The organism is Alistipes sp. An54 (assembly GCF_002159375.1).
Classification (GTDB): domain Bacteria; phylum Bacteroidota; class Bacteroidia; order Bacteroidales; family Rikenellaceae; genus Alistipes; species Alistipes megaguti.
Genome location: NZ_NFIA01000001.1, coordinates 566,213 through 583,334 on the forward strand (window position 1 = coordinate 566,213; position 17,122 = coordinate 583,334).

General features: G+C 62.3%; 13 protein-coding genes. 6 read left to right on the top strand and 7 right to left on the bottom strand.

Annotated features, from left to right (window positions below; translation table 11 throughout):
• Positions 1-188: 188 nt before the first annotated feature.
• Positions 189-1,850, top strand: coding sequence for a putative transporter (locus B5G09_RS02135; RefSeq protein ID WP_087403821.1), 1,662 nt, complete (start codon positions 189-191; stop codon positions 1,848-1,850).
• Here B5G09_RS02135 and B5G09_RS02140 read toward each other — a convergent pair.
• The 7 genes from B5G09_RS02140 to B5G09_RS02170 form a co-directional block, all read right to left on the bottom strand.
• The gene (locus B5G09_RS02140; RefSeq protein WP_087403822.1) at positions 1,819-3,216 is read right to left on the bottom strand and encodes a mechanosensitive ion channel domain-containing protein; all 1,398 of its coding nucleotides are present in this window, start codon (positions 3,214-3,216) and stop codon (positions 1,819-1,821) included. The genes B5G09_RS02135 and B5G09_RS02140 overlap by 32 nt on opposite strands.
• A gap of 37 nt (positions 3,217-3,253) precedes the next feature.
• Positions 3,254-3,754 (bottom strand): NUDIX domain-containing protein, encoded by a 501-nt coding sequence (locus B5G09_RS02145; RefSeq protein WP_087403823.1) that lies wholly within the window; start codon positions 3,752-3,754, stop codon positions 3,254-3,256.
• Entirely contained in the window at positions 3,741-4,898 is a 1,158-nt protein-coding gene (araJ, locus tag B5G09_RS02150) for an MFS transporter AraJ (protein ID WP_087403824.1), read from the bottom strand. The genes B5G09_RS02145 and araJ overlap by 14 nt, the downstream gene beginning before the upstream one ends.
• A gap of 184 nt (positions 4,899-5,082) precedes the next feature.
• On the bottom strand, positions 5,083-7,548 hold the full coding sequence (locus B5G09_RS02155; protein WP_087403825.1) for an OstA-like protein: 2,466 nt from the start codon (positions 7,546-7,548) through the stop codon (positions 5,083-5,085).
• A 3-nt stretch (positions 7,549-7,551) separates the two neighbouring features.
• Positions 7,552-8,955 (bottom strand): peptidylprolyl isomerase, encoded by a 1,404-nt coding sequence (locus B5G09_RS02160; protein ID WP_087403826.1) that lies wholly within the window; start codon positions 8,953-8,955, stop codon positions 7,552-7,554.
• A 17-nt stretch (positions 8,956-8,972) separates the two neighbouring features.
• Positions 8,973-9,911, bottom strand: coding sequence for a hypothetical protein (locus B5G09_RS02165; protein ID WP_239403183.1), 939 nt, complete (start codon positions 9,909-9,911; stop codon positions 8,973-8,975).
• 59 nt (positions 9,912-9,970) lie between these two features.
• Positions 9,971-11,125 (bottom strand): type II CAAX endopeptidase family protein, encoded by a 1,155-nt coding sequence (locus tag B5G09_RS02170; RefSeq protein ID WP_241147531.1) that lies wholly within the window; start codon positions 11,123-11,125, stop codon positions 9,971-9,973.
• Positions 11,126-11,389: 264 nt separating this feature from the next.
• Here B5G09_RS02170 and B5G09_RS02175 point away from each other — a divergent pair, with 264 nt between their 5' ends.
• The 5 genes from B5G09_RS02175 (at position 11,390) to mnmE (ending at position 17,062) form a co-directional block, all read left to right on the top strand.
• Complete coding sequence (locus B5G09_RS02175) at positions 11,390-12,160, top strand: AAA family ATPase (protein ID WP_087309340.1); 771 nt, start codon at positions 11,390-11,392, stop codon at positions 12,158-12,160.
• A 112-nt stretch (positions 12,161-12,272) separates the two neighbouring features.
• Positions 12,273-13,145 carry a ParB/RepB/Spo0J family partition protein gene (locus B5G09_RS02180; RefSeq protein WP_087309339.1) on the top strand — a complete coding sequence of 291 codons (873 nt, stop codon included), beginning with the start codon at positions 12,273-12,275 and terminating at the stop codon, positions 13,143-13,145.
• Between the two features lie 15 nt (positions 13,146-13,160).
• Entirely contained in the window at positions 13,161-14,330 is a 1,170-nt protein-coding gene (locus B5G09_RS02185; RefSeq protein WP_087403827.1) for a DUF5683 domain-containing protein, read from the top strand.
• A gap of 3 nt (positions 14,331-14,333) precedes the next feature.
• Complete coding sequence (locus B5G09_RS02190; protein ID WP_087403828.1) at positions 14,334-15,704, top strand: lytic transglycosylase domain-containing protein; 1,371 nt, start codon at positions 14,334-14,336, stop codon at positions 15,702-15,704.
• Complete coding sequence (gene mnmE / locus B5G09_RS02195; RefSeq protein ID WP_087403829.1) at positions 15,704-17,062, top strand: tRNA uridine-5-carboxymethylaminomethyl(34) synthesis GTPase MnmE; 1,359 nt, start codon at positions 15,704-15,706, stop codon at positions 17,060-17,062. The genes B5G09_RS02190 and mnmE overlap by 1 nt, the downstream gene beginning before the upstream one ends.
• The last annotated feature ends 60 nt before the right edge of the window (positions 17,063-17,122 follow it).

The window sequence follows — 17,122 nt, forward strand, 5'->3', positions numbered from 1 at the left end:
GTCCCACCCAGCCACAGAGCCCGGCCTTCTCGCGAAAGCCGGGCTTTTTGCAGGTCAGCATACAGACCCTTCGGTCAAAACGCGCCTCCCGGGCTGCACTTTTCCGGCCGAAAAGGCGGCAAAAAGAAAAATTTGACCTACTTTTGCACCGTTTTCAAACCGCATAACCCGCTCAAAACCCGCACAAGATGGAATGGCTCAAGGATCTGCTCTTCGAACCCTCGGCCCTGCAGGCCGTGGTGGTCATCTCGCTGATCTCCGCACTCGGAATCGGACTGGGCAAGATCCGCATCATGGGAATCTCGCTCGGCACGGCCTTCATCTTCTTTGTGGGCATTCTGGCCGGCCACCTCGGGCTGAAGCTCGATCCGGCGATGCTGACCTATGCCGAGAGCTTCGGCCTGATCATCTTCGTCTATGCCTTAGGGCTGCAGGTGGGCCCGGGCTTTTTCAGCTCGATGCGTTCGGAGGGGACGCGGCTCCTCTCGCCGGCCATCGCCCTGATCCTCGTCGGGACGCTCCTGGCTGCCGGTCTGAGCTACGCCTTCGGCATCCGCATGTCCGACATGTCAGGCATCCTGTGCGGCGCGACGACCAACACCCCGGCACTGGGTGCCGCCCAGCAGGTGCTCAAGCAGCTGGGCATGGACGACAGCGGCGCCGCGCTGAGCTGTGCCGTGACCTATCCGCTGGGCGTCGTCGGTGTGATTCTGGCCATCGCCTTCCTGCGCAAACTGTTCGTCCGGCCGTCGGACCTGCCCGGCCCCGACGCCGAACACCGCAAGAACGTCTTCATCGCCAGCTACCACATCACCAATCCGGCACTCTTCGGCAAGAGCGTCCATGACATCGCCCTGCAGAGCCACCACCACTTCGTCATCTCGCGCGTATGGCGCAACGGGCAGGTTTCGATCCCCACGTCGGACAAGACCCTGCAGCAGGATGACGTCATCCTCGTCATCACCACCCCGGCCGATGCCGAGGCGCTGCGGATGATCTTCGGCGAGCAGGAGAAGAAGGACTGGAACAAGGAGAACATCGACTGGAACGCCGTCGACAGCCAGCTCATCTCGCAGCGCATCCTGGTCACCCGCCCCGAAATCAACGGCAAGAAGCTCTCGCAGCTGCGTCTGCGCAACAACTACGGCATCAACATCAGCCGCGTCTACCGTTCGGGCGTACAGCTGCTCGCCACACCCGACCTGCGGCTGCAGATGGGCGACCGGCTGACGGTCGTGGGCGAGGCCCAGGCGATCCGCAACGTCGAGAAGATTCTCGGCAACGCCGTCAAGAGTCTCAACGAACCCAACCTCATCTCGGTATTCGTCGGTCTGATCCTCGGACTGACGCTGGGCAGCATTCCGGTCTCGATCCCCGGCATCTCGATCCCCGTCAAGCTGGGACTGGCCGGCGGCCCGATCATCGTCGGCATTCTGATCGGCACGTTCGGACCCCGCCTGCACATGATCACCTACACGACGCAGAGTGCCAACCTCATGCTGCGCGCCCTGGGGCTCTCGATGTATCTGGCCTGTCTAGGGCTCGACGCCGGGGCGCACTTCTTCGAGACGGTCATGCGTCCCGAAGGGGCGCTGTGGCTCGGCGTGGGATTTCTGCTGACCTTCGTGCCGGTGGTGCTGGTCGGGCTCTTCGCCCTGCGGGTGATGAAGGTCGACTTCGGATCGGTCGCAGGGCTGCTCTGCGGCAGCATGGCCAACCCCATGGCGCTGAACTATGCCAATGACACCATCGAAGGCGACAACCCGTCGGTCTCCTACGCCACGGTCTACCCCGTCTGCATGTTCCTGCGCGTAATCATCATTCAGGTCCTGCTGATGATGACCCTTTAGAGGGCGAATCCTCCGCATCCGGACGATCGGAATCATCCGGACGATCGGAATCATTCGCCACGGGGGCATCCGCGCCCGGATCCCCGGCAGCATCATCCCCCTGCAGATAATCGCCCAACGCCGCAACGTCCGACCCTGCCGGACTCTGGAAGACCCGCAGCCCGAATTCGGGAATCACCGCCAGCACATGGTCGAAGACATCCGACTGAATCCCCTCGTATTCGGTCCATACCACCGTATCGGTAAAGAAGTAGAGCTGAATCGGAATACCCGTCTCGGTCGGCTGCAGCTGACGGACCATCAGCGTCATCGACTTGTTGACCGGAACCTCCGTCTCGAGATAACGCACCAGATAGGCGCGGAAAACACCCAGGTTGGTCTGGTGCAGGCCGTTGATCTTCCGCTCGCCGGGGGCGATGCCGTGGGCGGCGTTGTAGGCCTCGACGCGCTGTTCGGTAAGGTCGATGTAGTCGCGCAGCAGGTCGATCCGCCGGAAACGGGCCAGCATCTCCGGCGTGCAGAAATGGACGCTGGTCATGTCGATCGACACCGAACGCATGACGCGCCGCCCGCCCGAAAGCTGCATGGCATGCCAGTTCGTGAAGGAGTCGGTCGTCAGCAGGTAGGGAGGCAGCATGGCCAGCGTGTTGTCCCAGTTGCGGATCTTGACCGTCGTGAGCGAGACCTCCTCGACCGTGCCGTCGGCGCCGTACTTCGGCACCGAGATCCAGTCGCCGACCTGCAGCATGTTGTTGGCCGAGAGCTGGATCCCCGAGACGAAGCCCATGATGCTATCGCGGAAGACCAGCATCAGCACCGCCGCCGAAGCGCCGAGCCCCGTCAACAGCTTTACGGGCGACTTGTCGATCAGGATGGCGACGATCAGGATGACGGCCACGATCGTAAAGAAACCCTGGGCCGTCTGCCGCAACCCCTTGATGGGTTTGTTCTGCCAGTCGGGGCGCAGCGAGACGATGTGGAAGGCCGCACACAACAGCGCATTGATCAGCCGCAGGAAGGTGAAGACGATGAAGACCTGCATCATGCGCAGCACGACGAGCCGCCCGACGGACTGCTCGTCGAAGATCACCGGCAGCACGGCCGTCAACAGCACGGCGATCACCACATGACACGAACGGTTGAGCACCGGGACGCTGAACAGACGGTCGTCCCACTTCACATGCGTGCGCTCGACCAGCCGCCGGATTCCCCGCACGACAATCAGTTGCAGAAAGAGGTCGATGAGCAGAGCCGTCAGTACGACCAAAGCGAAGGCCACCCAGCGATCCATCGCATCGCTGGAGGACGACGTCACGCCCAACCACTCGAGCAGGGCGTGCGTCCAACGTTTCAAAAGAGCTTGCATGCCCCGGTACGACGCAATTACCGCGCCGAAACGGGAGCTATTTCAGGATTCGATGAACCTCGCCCTCGAAATTGGGCGTGAAGACCCCGCGGCCCAGATTGTCGAGGATCTCCCGGGGCGACCAGAAACGTCCGCCATCGAGCTCCGCACTCGGGTGCACCTCGCCGTCGTAGACCGTGCGGAAGACGTGGACCAGTTCGCGTTCGCGCTCCGAACGGAATTCGTAGACCGCAACCTGCTCGGGTTGGTAATCGGTGATTCCCAGCTCCTCGCGCACCTCGCGCCGCAGCGCCTCGTCGATCGTCTCGCCGTAGTCGACGTGGCCGCCGACGGCCGTATCCCAGCGTCCGGGCTGGATATCCTTCCACAGCGGGCGCCGCTGCAGGTAGAGCTCCCCGCGCGAATTGAACACATGGAGGTGCACCACCGGGTGCAGCAACATCGAACCGCCGTGGCACTCGCCGCGGGTGGCGCGTCCGACAACCCGTCCCGAGGCTTCGACCACCGGGAAGAGCTCCTTCTGATTATCGTGTGGCATGACGAGGGAATTTATGGATATAAACCGCAATGACGACCATGCCCAGCAGCGTGAAGAGGGCGCCGGGCAGCGTCGTATATTCGTACCCCAGACCGCGTTCGATCGGCAGTCCGCCGATGTAGGCTCCGAGGGCGTTTCCGAGGTTGAAGGCCACCTGCACAAGGGCGGCACCGAGCATTTCTCCGCCGCGCGAATTCTCGAGGATCAGCAGCTGCTGCGGCGACGAGACGCAGAAGAGGCATCCCGTCGTGACGCACATCAGCGCTACGGCCAGAATCGGCATGCGGGCCCCGAAGAAGATCCCCACCAGGGCCAACGTCGCCACGGCCAGCGTGCAGCGCACGACCCGTTCGGGCGAGAAGCGGTCGGCATAGTGACCGCCGATCAGATTGCCGGCAAACATGCCGAAGCCCGCAAGCATGATCAGCAGCGTCAACCGATCGGGCAAGAATCCCGCCGTATGGACCAGCAGCGGGCTGACGTAGCTGTACCAGCAGAAGATACCGCCGTTGCCCAGCATCACCGAGGCGAGCACCAGCCACGGTCCGGCATGCTTCAGAAAGCGGAACTGTCCCTTGAGGCCCGTATCGGGAAGCGGCGGAAGCGCCGGCACCCAGAGCCGGACGAGCAGTGTGGCCACGGCGCCCCAGACGGCCACGATGGCAAAGGTGGCCCGCCAGGTGACCGCCCCGCTGATGAAGGTTCCGAGCGGCACGCCAAACAAGTTGGCGATGGTCATGCCGACGACCATGATCGAGACGGCCTCAGCCCGGCGGCCCTCATCGGCCACCCGTTCGGCCACGATCGACCCCACGCCGAAGAAGGCTCCGTGGGGAAGTCCCGAGACGAAGCGCATCAGCAGCAGCGTCCAGTAGTTCGGGGCCAGCGCCGCGCAGGTATTGCCGAGGATGATCAGCGTTGTCAGCGCCAACAGGATCTGTTTCAGAGGGCGTTTGCGGGCCACGAGCACCATGAGCGGCGCACCGAAGCAGACCCCAAGCGCATAGGCCGAGATCAGATGTCCGGCCATAGGGATCGAAACACCGAGGCTGCGGGCGATATCGGGCAGGATGCCCATCATCACGAATTCCGACATTCCGAGCGCCAGCGTACCAAAGGCCAGCGCGATAAGACTCTTTTTCATCGAACGGATTCTCTCACTAACCGGCCGCAAAAGTAACGAAAAAAGGGAGAAAGCGTTCTTCGCCCTCTTCCTTTTTTCAAATTTTTTACAAACTCGGCGAGCCTGTTCGAATCCGACCCGGTCGGAATCGTACTGCGCCCCGACTCCCGGCTTGCAGTTCACGGTCCCCGGCATCGGCTCCCGGTCAGAGTTCGGGTCCCGATTCACGCGGCTGCCCCACCTCGTAGCCCAGCGCGTGCATCCACTCCACGGTGGCCGGATCGACCAGATCGTTGCGGTCCGACCAACGGCCCTGTTCGATATAGAGTTTCTTGCGCTGTTCGAGCACCTGCCGCAACGGGAAGGAGGGATGCGGCAACCGCGACTTCACGCTGCGCTGCGAGGGCCGGATCCCACGGTCGAAGACATCCGTCTGCGACGGGCGCCGCGAACCCTCCCACTTGAAGCCCTTCAGATAGAGATCCTGATCGGCCGGGATCTTCTCCATCGGGTAGATGTTCCACACGGGATCCTTGCGGTAGACGATCGTCACGATCTGCTTGTCCTCGATGAAGAACGAGCAGTCGCCGCTTTCGATGACCCCCATGCCCGTGATCTGGGGCGGTTCGCCGTCCTGCATGTAGTAGATCGTCTGGGCATTGCCGTTCACGTCGTCGCGGTAGATCTCGTTGTCGCGGAACCAGGCCGTCATCTCCTTGCCGGCCACCTGGTTATAATGGGTCGTATCGAGCTGCGAGACCATCATCGGGCTGCCGACGAACTCCGCATGGGTAATCTGCTGGTTGGCCGTGTAGATGTCCATCACGTCGGAAGTGATCTGGTTGGACTGGTTCCAAAGCACGGGATTGATATAGAGGTGAATCGTCGAGTCGGTGCTGATGGCCGTCATCGAGTCGCACACGGCCTGGAAATCCGACCGGAAGACCCGCACGTTGCGGAAGCCCTTCATCAGACGGTAGATCGAGTCAGCCGGTGCGGCCAGCGAGTCGATCGAATCGGCAGGAATCACCATCGCCGCCGAGTCCGCTGCGGCCAACGAATCCACCAGACGCATCATCAGCGAATCCTGTTCGCGGATATTGCGGTCGATCTGTTCCTGCAACTCCTGCAGCGCAGCCAGATCCCCCGGATCTATCGGTTTGAGTTTGCCCTTGCGGGCCGCCCGCGCCTGCCGGGCCTTGAGTTTCGATTCGGCCTTCAGCCGCTGTGCCTTCAGCCGCGCCTCTTCGCGCTCCTTCTGGGCCAGCAGTTTGGCCGTAGCCTTCTCCTGCCGTTCGGCTGCGATCTTGGCCAGCAGCTCCTTCTTGGCCGCCGCCTTTTTGGCCTTCTCCTCGGCCCGGGCCTTGCGTGCCTGCTCCTTGAGGTAGGCCTTGCGGGCATCCCCGACCAGCGTATCAAGCGGATTGACCGGCGCGGCCGTCAGCGAGTCGGTCCCCGTCCGCAGCGAATCGACCGCCTCGGGAAATTGGGTCGAGTCGCGCCGCTCGGCACCCTCCTGCAAGGCCGGAGGAACGGGACGCCCGAGCGAATCCAGTTGCGGCCGCCGACTCTGCCGCAACGAATCGCCCTCCGAAAGCGCCCCCTGCCCGGCATGTGCCAGCGAATCGGACTGCACGCGCGCCAGCGAATCGGCCAAAGCCCGGGCTGCGGCGGCAGCCGCCTCGCGGCGCTGCTGCGCCTCGTTGATCGTAAACAGATACATCGAGTCGGCCCGCATGAAGAGCGAGTCGCCCTGCGAAAGGTCGTAGCTCACCACAGCCGGGCGCCGCGTCAGGAAGGCATTCCCGGGCTCCTTCCAGTATTCACCGTAGTCGCCGAAGCCGATCACCTTGTGCTCCGTATCGTCCAGCTGCAGGTCGCGGCGCATGATGACATGGTTCTTCGTGCGGTAGTAGTCGATGCTGTCGCTCCAGATCTCCTGCTTCTCGGTCAGGATGTAGCCGTTGCGCGTGATGATGTAGAGCGTGTCCAACTTCTCATAGGAGCCCCGGTCGGCATAGAGGTAGTCGCCGTCGCGGTTCCAGATGTTCGTCTGCTCGAAGAAGTAGGCGTTGTCCGTGGCCATGTTGTAGACCACCGAGTCGCCCTTGAGTTCGTACTCGTCGTTGCGCATCTCAACCTGATCGACCGCCACCAGATCCTTCGTGTCGGCATAGTAGTAGCCGCGCACCGCCTCGAGCAGATTCTCGCGGTTGGTCAGCACCCCGCCGTCGGCAAACTCCCCGACATTGGTCTTCGTATTGAAGAGGAATTTATAGGTGTAGAGCGTGGCGTCGCCGTCGACCACCTTCACGATGTCGGAATAGACCCGCGCCTCGTTCACGTTGCCGTCGTATTCGGCCCGGTCCCCGTAGATGTAGGTCGTATTCTTGTTGATGAGCACGTTGCCGAAGAACTCGATGCGCATGTCCGAGTAGCGCACCGCCGAGTCGCACGTGATGACGGCGCCGTTGTGCTGCGCCGCGAAGTTGCCCACCAGAAAGACCACCGAATCCCCCGGAGCCACCGGTCCCATCAGATCCGACTTCAGGTCGATGAGCTTCTTCTCGCCCTCCTGTTCTTCAGCCGCACCGGGCGCCTGCATGCCGCTGCGGGCCGTCACCACGGCGACGGCCAACACCACGGCGGCTATGGATACAAGCCTGCGCACGGCCTATTTCACCCAATGTTTGTTTTCGAACTCCCCGTTGCGGAACTCGGGGTTGATGTAGACATACATGGCGTCGATCTTCTTCGAGAGCCACTCCCGGAAGACGCGGTTCTGCTTGTCCTGCAGGGCCATCTCCTCCAGCCGCAGGTAGTCCTCGTTGAGCGAAGCCGTATGGGTCGGGATCACCTCCACCAGTTTGACGATCTTGGCCATCTGGTTGCCGAGCATGTCTTCGGTCAGATAGGCATCCGACACCTCGCCGGGCTTCAGCCGCTGCAGGGCGTTGTAGTCATCGAGACTCTTGAAGCGGCCGAAATCCTCCTTGAGGAACTTCGTCACCGTCAGTTTGGCATCGAAGGCGTTGAAACGCTCCAGGATGTCGTGGTTCGAAACGATGCCGCCGTTCATCTTCGACGAAGCGTCGTCCGAATACTTCAGCGCGGCCTGCTCGAAGGTGATCGAGTCCTTGTGGATCAGATCGGCGATGCTGTCCAGCAGATTGAGCGACTCGCCCAGCTCCTCCGACGTATAGACCGGACGCAGCAGGATGTGGCGGAAATGGTACAACTGGCCGCGCTTGTCGAGCATCTGGATGATGTGGAAACCGAACTGCGACTCCACCACCTCCGAGATCTGTCCGGGCTTCATGTTCTCGAGCGCCGCGGCAAACGACGCATCGAGACTCGCCAGCGGCGAAGGATCCATCTCTCCGCCCCGCATGGCCGTACCGTCCTGCGAATACATCCGGGCCAGGTTCTCGAACTTCGCATTGCCCGTGATGACGCGTTCACGCATGTCCAGCAGCCGTTCGCGGGTGCGCTGCTTGGCCGCCGTCATCGACTTGGGGAACTTCGTGATCTGCGCGTAGACATACTGGTCGGCGATGGTCGGCAGACTGTCGCGCGAGATCGACTTGTAGAAGCGCTCGACCTCGCCCGGGATCACCGTCACCTTGTTCATCACCTCGCTCTGCATCGACTGCGCGTAGGCCTGCTCCTCGTAGCGCTGGCGCATGATCTCGCGGATGTTGAAGATCGGCATGTGGTGTTTGGCCTCCAGCGCCGGAATCGAACCCTCCATGTCGACCATCTGCTGCACCTGCTCCTCGACACGCGACACGATGTCACCCTGGTTGATCGTCACCGAGTCGATCTGCGCCTGGTTGTAGAGCAGTTTCTGGGTCAGAAGCGCCTCGAGCGCCTCGTTCATCGGGTCGCGGTCCGACGTGTAACCCTCCTGGCGGCGCTGCTCGACCAGCTGCCGGGCATAGTCGTCCACCTCCGAGTAGAGGATCGACGATCCGCCCACCACGGCGACCACCTTGTCGAGCATCACCTCACGTTTCTGGGCCAGCGCTCCGGCAAACAGCAGCGCGAGAGCCACGGCCAATATCCCTTTTTTCAACATCTTGTCCTGGTTTCTTGTTATCGTTTAGCTTCGTTTTCGTTATCGGTCCCGCCGTCGGGCGTCTCGTCGGTGAGCACCTCGGACGGATTCCGCTTGCCGCCGAAGATCTTCACCTTACCCTCCTCCTCGGCCCGCCGGAGCAGCTCCTCCTCGTGCTGACGGATGATCTCCCCCTTGCGCTGGTTGAAGAGGATGCGGCGGATGTTGCTCCGCAGGCGTTCGAGCGGAATGGGCTCGCCGACCCGCATCACGGCGTCGATCTGGAAATAGTAGCGGCTGTGGCTGTCGCGCATCTCCTGCACGGCCGTCGAGGCGAGCACCGAATCGTAGTTCTGCGAGCGCAGCGTCGGCAGGTAGCTCAGGAACTCCGGAAAGTCGATCCACTGCTGGCGGAAATCGCTGACCGTAAAGTTGTTCTTCTCGCAGATGTCGCTGAAATCCTGCTGCTGGACCCTGTTCTTCGAGGCCATCAGCATCTTGAGCTTGGCAGCCTGGCGGTAGCCGGCCGCAAACTGCACGATACGCCCCTTGACGATCGTCCGGTCGAGTTTGAAATCGCCCTTGTGGGCGTTGTAGTAGGCCGCGATCTCCTCTTCGGTGAAGAGCGTGTCGATCGAACGGTCGACGTAGTGCTGGTCCAGCTGCTTGATCAGCAGCGCCTGCCGGTACTCCTCGACCATCTTGTCGATATCACCCGCCGACGAGGAGAAGAGCGTCTCGGCCTCCTTGAGCTTGAGCTGTTTGACGATCCAGCGGTCGACGTAGAGCTTCATGAAGGCGGCGCTGTCGTCGCCCGACAAACCCTTGGGGACCACCGAGCGGACATCAAGCATGCGCAACTCCTTGCCTCCGGCCCGGGCAATGGTCGTGTCGCTGGCAAAATAGCGCGGCAGCTCCCGGCAACCCGCCAGGAGCAACACACCGGCCGCGACCGTTATTTTCGCACGCCAATTCATTTTCCAAAGGGCAAAGATAGGTTTTTTACTCGTAAGTAACGCACTTTGCGGGCGGAATATTACGCCTCGGCGGGATTTTTCTCCGCCTCCTTCATCCGCCGCAGCGTGCGGACCATCATCCAGCCCGAGAGGGCCGAAAGGATCACCGCCGCCCCGTAGATCACCCCATAGAGGGTGTGGTTCTGCACCAGATCGATCAGCAGCGTGGAGGTGTTCTCGCCGGGGGTCACGAAGAGGATCATGAGCAGATAGGCCGCGGCATTGTTCAGCGCATGGAGGAGCATCGAGGGCCAGAGCGAATCGGTGGCCAGACAGACGTAGCCGAGCACCAGTCCGACGACCGTGGCGCTGACCACCTGGACGGGCTGCAGGTGCAGCACCCCGAAGAAGAGCGACGAAACGAGCCAGGCCACCGTCACGCCGTAGCGTTCGCGCAGACTGCCCAGCACCACGCCGCGGCAGAGCAGCTCCTCGAAAACGGGGGCCAGCACGATCAGCGAGACCATGGTCCACAGGCCGCGTCCGACCTCGAGCGAGACCTCGGGCAGCAGGCGCAGCAACGGCTCAAGGACGACACCGACGGCAAAGATCAGCACGAAGGCCCACAGCAGCAGGGTCGGGTTGAGTCCGCGGATCGAGAAGCGGGCCCAGCGTCCGCGTCCCCCGCGCACGTGCCGATAATAGAGTACGCCGCCCAGCGTCACACACATCGAGACGAAATAAAGTACGGCCATGATCTTGCCGACGACATCCTGCGTCAGGGTCGAGGCATCGCCGCCGTAACCCATCGCCACCAGGACGAACCGCCCCAGAACCCCGACCAGGATCTGGGCCACGAAGGCGATTCCCAGCATGGCCAGCAGATCGCCGAAGGTCGGGAAACGGCTCCCGCCCGGTTTCGGTGCTCCGGCCTGCGACGCATTGCAGCTCCCCGCCTGCGACGCACCGGCGGCCTCGGAGGCCCGGCCCGCATCCGAGACACCGGCAGCTCCAGCACGCCCGGCGGCTTCGGCCGCTCCGGTGCTCTCGCGCTCCGGCGCTCCGGCGGCACCCGCCGTCTCAGCCGCCCCCGCAGTTTCGGCCGCCTTCCCAGTATTGGCCGCGCCCCCAGTTTCGGCCGCTCCGACACCCGGGCCGGCCGCTCTTCCGGGAGTCTCCGTCCGGGACTCCCCCTGTTGCTTGTGTTCGTTCATCTCCTGCATGACGTTTTCCATCTGATCCATTGCGGGCGCTCCGCAACGGTCGGAGTCCCGCCGTCCGCTGCGCCCCACATATCGTGCCGGCCACGCCGGTACAACAGCCTCCAAAGATACGAAAAATTCGCGGATGCATCCCCCTCATCCCGAAATTCTTCGCCTCCGCACGGCCGTACGGCGCCACACCCGTCCCCAGGGGCCATTTTACGAAAAGCTCGGCTCCGGATTTGCACGAGCCATATTATTTGCGTAAATTTGCCTGCTTATAAACCGAATCTGAAAATGGGAAAGGTAATCGCTTTAGCCAACCAGAAAGGCGGCGTGGGAAAGACCACCACGGCCATCAATCTGGCGGCTTCACTGGCCCTGCTGGGTAAGAAAGTGCTGCTGCTGGACGCCGATCCGCAGGCCAACGCCACCTCGGGGCTGGGCTTCGACATCAATCTCGAGGGCATCTACGAATGTCTCACCGGCGAGAAACAGCCCGAAGAGGTGATCCTCCACAGCGAAGACGTCAAAAACCTCTGGCTCCTCCCCTCGTCGATCGACCTGGTGGCCGCCGACACCGAACTGCCCAAGATGGAGAACGCCCACTTCGTCATGAAACGCATCGTCAACGCCGTGCGCGACCGCTTCGACTACATCTTCATCGACTGCTCCCCCTCGCTGGGATACACCACGGTCAACATCCTTACGGCCGCCGACTCGGTGCTGATCCCCGTCCAGTGCGAATACCTTGCCCTCGAAGGCCTCTCCAAACTGCTCAATACGATCCGCAAGATCAAATCGACCTTCAACCCCGCACTCGAAATCGAAGGCTTCCTGCTGACGATGTACATGCGCAACCGACTCAACAACCAGGTGGTCACCGAGGTCCGCGAACACTTCGGCGATCTGGCCTACGACACAATAATTCAGCGCAATATCCGTTTGGGTGAAGCACCCTCACACGGAAAGCCCGTCATGCTTTACGATGCCGGCGCCGTCGGTTCGGAGAACTACCTGAACCTGGCCCGCGAATTCCTGAAGCGCAACCGCAAAAAACGCAACTGACCGGAAGTAGAGGGGGGGGGAAAAAAAAACGAGAGGTCGGGGAAGGGATCTGCCAACGGCAACCGCCCGACCATCCGCCCGCTCCGTACCAATGATATAAAAGGAGAAGACTATGAAATCACAGAAGGGATTAGGCCGGGGGCTCGACGCGATTTTCGGCAGCGAGCCCGTCGACGTGAAGCTCAAACCCATGAGCCAGATGACCGAGATCGAGATCGCCGACATCATCCCCAACCCCACCCAGCCGCGCAAGCAGTTCGACGAGGAGGCGCTCGACGAACTGGCCGACTCGATCCGCCAGCTGGGGGTTATCCAACCCGTGACGGTCAAGAAGACCGCCGACGGAAAATACATCCTCATCAGCGGTGAACGCCGCTGGCGGGCCGCCCAGCGTGCCGATCTGAAGACCCTGCCGGCCTACATCCGCGAGGTCGACGACGAGAACCTCCACGCCATGGCGCTGGTCGAGAACATCCAGCGCCAGGACCTCAACGCCATCGAAATCGCACTGGGCATGCAGCGTCTGATCGACGAGTGCCACCTGACGCAGGACGCCCTCTCGGAGAAGGTGGGCAAGAAGCGTTCGTCGGTGTCGAACTACCTGCGCCTGCTCAAACTCCCCGACGAGGTGCAGCTCGCCCTGAAGGAGGGACTCATCTCGATGGGCCACGCCAAGGCCATCGCCGGCGCCCCCGAGGAGCAGCAGCTGCGCGTGTTGAAGCGCTGCATCAAGAAGGGGCTCTCGGTGCGCCAGGTCGAGGAGCTCGTCCGCATGCTGGCCGAAGCGCAGGCCAAACCGGCCCCCGGTGCCGAGGAGGAGGAGTATCCCGAAAGTTACTCGCGGCTGGTCGAACAGCTCGAGAACTACTTCTCGGAGGATATCTCGATCAAACGGTCGAAGAACGGCGGCGGCAAGATCGTCATCGGCTTCAACGACGACCGCGACATCGAACGATTCATCGAACGCTTTACGAAACACGCCTAAATCCCTGCTGAAACCATGGCGAAGATCCGGTTTCTCCTGTTGCTCGTCGTGGCGGCCGCGTCGGGAATGCACGCCGCCCGGGCCCAACTCCCGCGCAGTGCCCGCAGCATCGTGCGCGGCGGCATGTTCCAGAAACCGGATTCCCTGCGTGCCCGGCGCGATTCGATCCGTTTCGCGGAACTCGCCCTAAAGATCGACTCCGCCCTGCAGGCCGACTACCTGCTCGACTCGATGGCCGTCACCGCCGTGCGCACGGACAACCTGCACGAACTCGACTCCGTGGCCCTGGCCCGCTACGACGCAGCCCTGCACGGCATCGACACCACCACCAAACGCAAGGTCTACAAGAAGGGGTGGTTCATGAGCGACTCGATGTCGCTCTCGAAGGTGTGCTGGATCTCCACCGTCCTGCCCGGATACGGACAGGTCTACAACAAGCAGTACTGGAAACTGCCGATCCTCTACGGACTGGTCGGCACGGGCCTCGGCCTCTACATCCACGAAAACAAGACCTACAAGCCCCTGCGCCGCCAGTACAACTCCTACACGGACGTCAGCCTCACGCGCACGCCCGAACTCGACGCCCTGCAGGAGAAGATGATCCGCAGCAATACACGCCGACAGCTCTATCTGGGCATCACCATCGCCTCGTACATCTACTTCATCGGCGATGCGGCCGTGAGCTACTCGACCAACGACGTCTCGTCCGTCAAGAAGGCCACCACGCTGGCCTGCATCTTCCCCGGTGCCGGACAGATCTACAACCGCAGCTACTGGAAGGTTCCCTTCGTGGTGGGCGGCTTCGCCTCGATGATCTACTGCATCGACTGGAACAACCGCGGCTTCCAGCGCTTCAAGAAGGCCTACACCCTGCTGGCCGACTACGAGCAACACCCCGAAAACTATCCGAACGGCCCGACCGACGAATTCCGGGGCCGCTATTCGGCCGACTTCATCAAGAACCTGAGGGACAACTACCGCCGCAACCGCGACCTGTGTATCATCCTCTCGGGTGCGCTCTACGTGCTGCAGATCATCGACGCCCACGTCGACGCCCATCTGAAGGACTACGATATTTCGGACGACCTGTCGATGAATCTCGAGCCGCTGGTCGACTACACCTACGTACCGACGCTGCGGGGCAACCGCCCGGTCTTCGGGTTCAACCTGAGCCTCAACTTTTAGACGATGAAAAAACTCCTGATATTCACCCTGCTGCTGGCTGTAGCCGCTCCGGCGTCGGCGCTCGACCGCTGGCCCTGGGCCAAGAACAAGAAAAAGAAGAAATCCCAAACCGAACAGACGCAGACCCTCACGCCCGATTCGCTGCGTACGGTCTGCCCCGAACCGGTGGAGGAGGCCGGGCCCGAACCCGTCGAACCGCCGGTGAACGACATCACGCTGGGACTGACGGCCGAACAGGCCGACTCGCTGCTGGCCGAGTGGCGCGAACGCCAGCGACAGGATGCCTACAGCGAATTCTTCAAACACTACATCCTCGAGGATTCGACCGCCGTGGTCGATCAGACCCCCGATTCGATCTATACGCAGCGGCTGCGCAATCTGGCGTCACCGATCCAGCTGCCCTTCAATTCGATCGTCCGGGGCTACATCAACCGCTATGTCGACCCCCGTTCGGGAACGATCAGCCGCATCCTCGGCATGTCGCAATACTACTTCCCGATCATCGAAAGCGAATTGCTCCGCGAAGGGCTTCCGGTCGAACTGCGGGCGCTGCCGATCATCGAATCGGCCCTCTCGCCGACGGCCGTCTCGCCGGTGGGAGCCGTCGGTCTGTGGCAGTTCATGCCCACCACGGGCAAGAGCTACGGGCTGGAGATCAACTCGCTGGTCGACGAACGCCGCGATCCGCTCCGCTCCACGGAGGCCGCCTGCCGCTATCTGAAGGATCTCTACGCCATCTACAACGACTGGACGCTGGCCATTGCGGCCTACAACTGCGGCCCGGGCAACGTCAACAAGGCCATGGCCCGTTCGGGCGGCAAGACCTTCTGGGAGATCTACAACTACCTGCCGCGTGAAACCCGCGGCTACGTCCCGGCCTTCATCGGCGCCACCTACGCCTATGCCTACCACCGGCTCCACCACATCGAGCCGACCGAAGCACCGATTCCGCTGTCGGTCGACACGCTACACATCAATCGGCTGATGCACCTGAACCAGATCTCGTCGACGATCGACCTCCCGCTGGAGACCCTGCGACAGCTCAATCCGCAGTACAAACTGGACATCATTCCGGCCACGACCAAGACCTATACACTGGTCCTGCCGCAACGCTGCGTGGCACAATACATCGCCCACGAACCGGAGATCATGGCCAAGGATTCGATGTACCTGAAGGAGTACATCAACCCGGCAAACATCGACAAGAAAAAACTCGAGCAGCGCACGACGATCTACGTGGTCAAGAAGGGTGACACGCTGGGAGCCATCGCCCGGCGCTACCGGGTGACGACGGCCCAGCTCATGCGCTGGAACAAGCTCAAGAGCGCCCACAAGCTCCGCATCGGCCAACGTCTGCGCATCGAGGGTAGATAATGGGCACGGATCATGATACTATCGTAGCCCCGGCCACGGCGCAGGGGGGCGCCATTGCCGTCGTCCGTGTAAGCGGCGATGAGGCGCTGGCGGTCTGCGACCGCATCTTCCGGGGGAGCCGGCCGCTGGCCAAGGCGGCCGCCAATACGGTCCACTACGGCCGCATCGTGGACGATGAACGGGTGGTGGACGACGTGCTGGCCACGGTCTTCCGGGCGCCGCACTCCTATACGGGCGAGGATTCGGTCGAGATCTCGTGCCACGGTTCCTCCTATATTGTCTCCGAAATTCTCCGTCTGCTGATTGCCGCCGGGGGCCGCATGGCCCAGCCGGGCGAGTATACGATCCGGGCCTATCTGGCCGGGAAACTCGACCTTTCGCAGGCCGAGGCCGTAGCCGACCTGATCGCCTCGTCGACGCGCGCGGCCCACGCCCTGGCCACGAATCAGATGCGCGGCGGCTACTCAGAAGAGCTGGAGGGGCTGCGCGACCAGCTGCTGCACCTCACCTCGCTGCTGGAGCTCGAACTGGACTTCTCGGAGGAGGATGTGGAGTTTGCCGACCGGCGGGCGCTGCGCGAAACGATGGAGCGGATCGGGCGGGAGATCGACCGCCTGCGGAGCTCCTTTGCGCTGGGCAACGCCATCAAGGAGGGGGTTGCCGTGGCGATCGTCGGGGCGCCGAACGTCGGAAAGTCGACGCTGTTGAACCGGCTACTGAACGAGGAGCGGGCCATGGTCTCGGAGATTGCCGGCACGACACGCGACGTCATCGAGGAGCGGGCCAACATCGGCGGGGTGCTGTTCCGTTTTTTGGACACGGCAGGAATCCGCACGACGGGTGACCGGCTGGAGCAGATGGGCATCGAACGCACGAAGGCATCCATCCGCCGGGCGCAGATCATCGTCCGGTTGATCGACGCACAGGCGGCGGAAGATTCGGACGAAGCCGACCCCAAGATCGAAATCCGACCCGATCAGCGGGTGCTGACGGTCTATAACAAGCTGGATGCGGCACCCGCAGGATTCCGGCTGCCGGAGGGGGCGCTCGGCATCTCGGCCAAACGGGGCGAAGGGATCGAAGCGTTGTGCGAAGCATTGCGCGAGGCGGTGGATACCGAAGGGTTGTACCATGGGGATCCGGTTGTCTCGAACAGCCGCCACTACGAGGCGCTGACGGCGGCCCGGGAGTCGTTGGGCCGGGCGCTGCGGGGGCTGGATGAAGGGCTTCCGGCCGACCTGCTGAGCGAGGAGATCCGGCCGGTGATCCGCCACCTGGGCGAGATCACGGGACGCGGTGCGATCGCCCCGGACGAAGTTCTGGCAAATATCTTCTCAAAGTTCTGCATCGGAAAGTAAGGCATAAAAATCAGGTCTTTTCAGATAGCAAACAGGCAGCAAAAACAGGTAATGATAACA

Coding starts and splice junctions, on each gene's coding strand:
- B5G09_RS02135 (WP_087403821.1), top strand. CDS start 189: ATGGAATGGCTCAAGGATCTGCTCTTCGAACCCTCGGCCCTGCAGGCC.
- B5G09_RS02140 (WP_087403822.1), bottom strand. CDS start 3,216: ATGCAAGCTCTTTTGAAACGTTGGACGCACGCCCTGCTCGAGTGGTTG.
- B5G09_RS02145 (WP_087403823.1), bottom strand. CDS start 3,754: ATGCCACACGATAATCAGAAGGAGCTCTTCCCGGTGGTCGAAGCCTCG.
- araJ (WP_087403824.1), bottom strand. CDS start 4,898: ATGAAAAAGAGTCTTATCGCGCTGGCCTTTGGTACGCTGGCGCTCGGA.
- B5G09_RS02160 (WP_087403826.1), bottom strand. CDS start 8,955: ATGTTGAAAAAAGGGATATTGGCCGTGGCTCTCGCGCTGCTGTTTGCC.
- B5G09_RS02165 (WP_239403183.1), bottom strand. CDS start 9,911: ATGAATTGGCGTGCGAAAATAACGGTCGCGGCCGGTGTGTTGCTCCTG.
- B5G09_RS02170 (WP_241147531.1), bottom strand. CDS start 11,125: ATGGAAAACGTCATGCAGGAGATGAACGAACACAAGCAACAGGGGGAG.
- B5G09_RS02175 (WP_087309340.1), top strand. CDS start 11,390: ATGGGAAAGGTAATCGCTTTAGCCAACCAGAAAGGCGGCGTGGGAAAG.
- B5G09_RS02180 (WP_087309339.1), top strand. CDS start 12,273: ATGAAATCACAGAAGGGATTAGGCCGGGGGCTCGACGCGATTTTCGGC.
- B5G09_RS02185 (WP_087403827.1), top strand. CDS start 13,161: ATGGCGAAGATCCGGTTTCTCCTGTTGCTCGTCGTGGCGGCCGCGTCG.
- B5G09_RS02190 (WP_087403828.1), top strand. CDS start 14,334: ATGAAAAAACTCCTGATATTCACCCTGCTGCTGGCTGTAGCCGCTCCG.
- mnmE (WP_087403829.1), top strand. CDS start 15,704: ATGGGCACGGATCATGATACTATCGTAGCCCCGGCCACGGCGCAGGGG.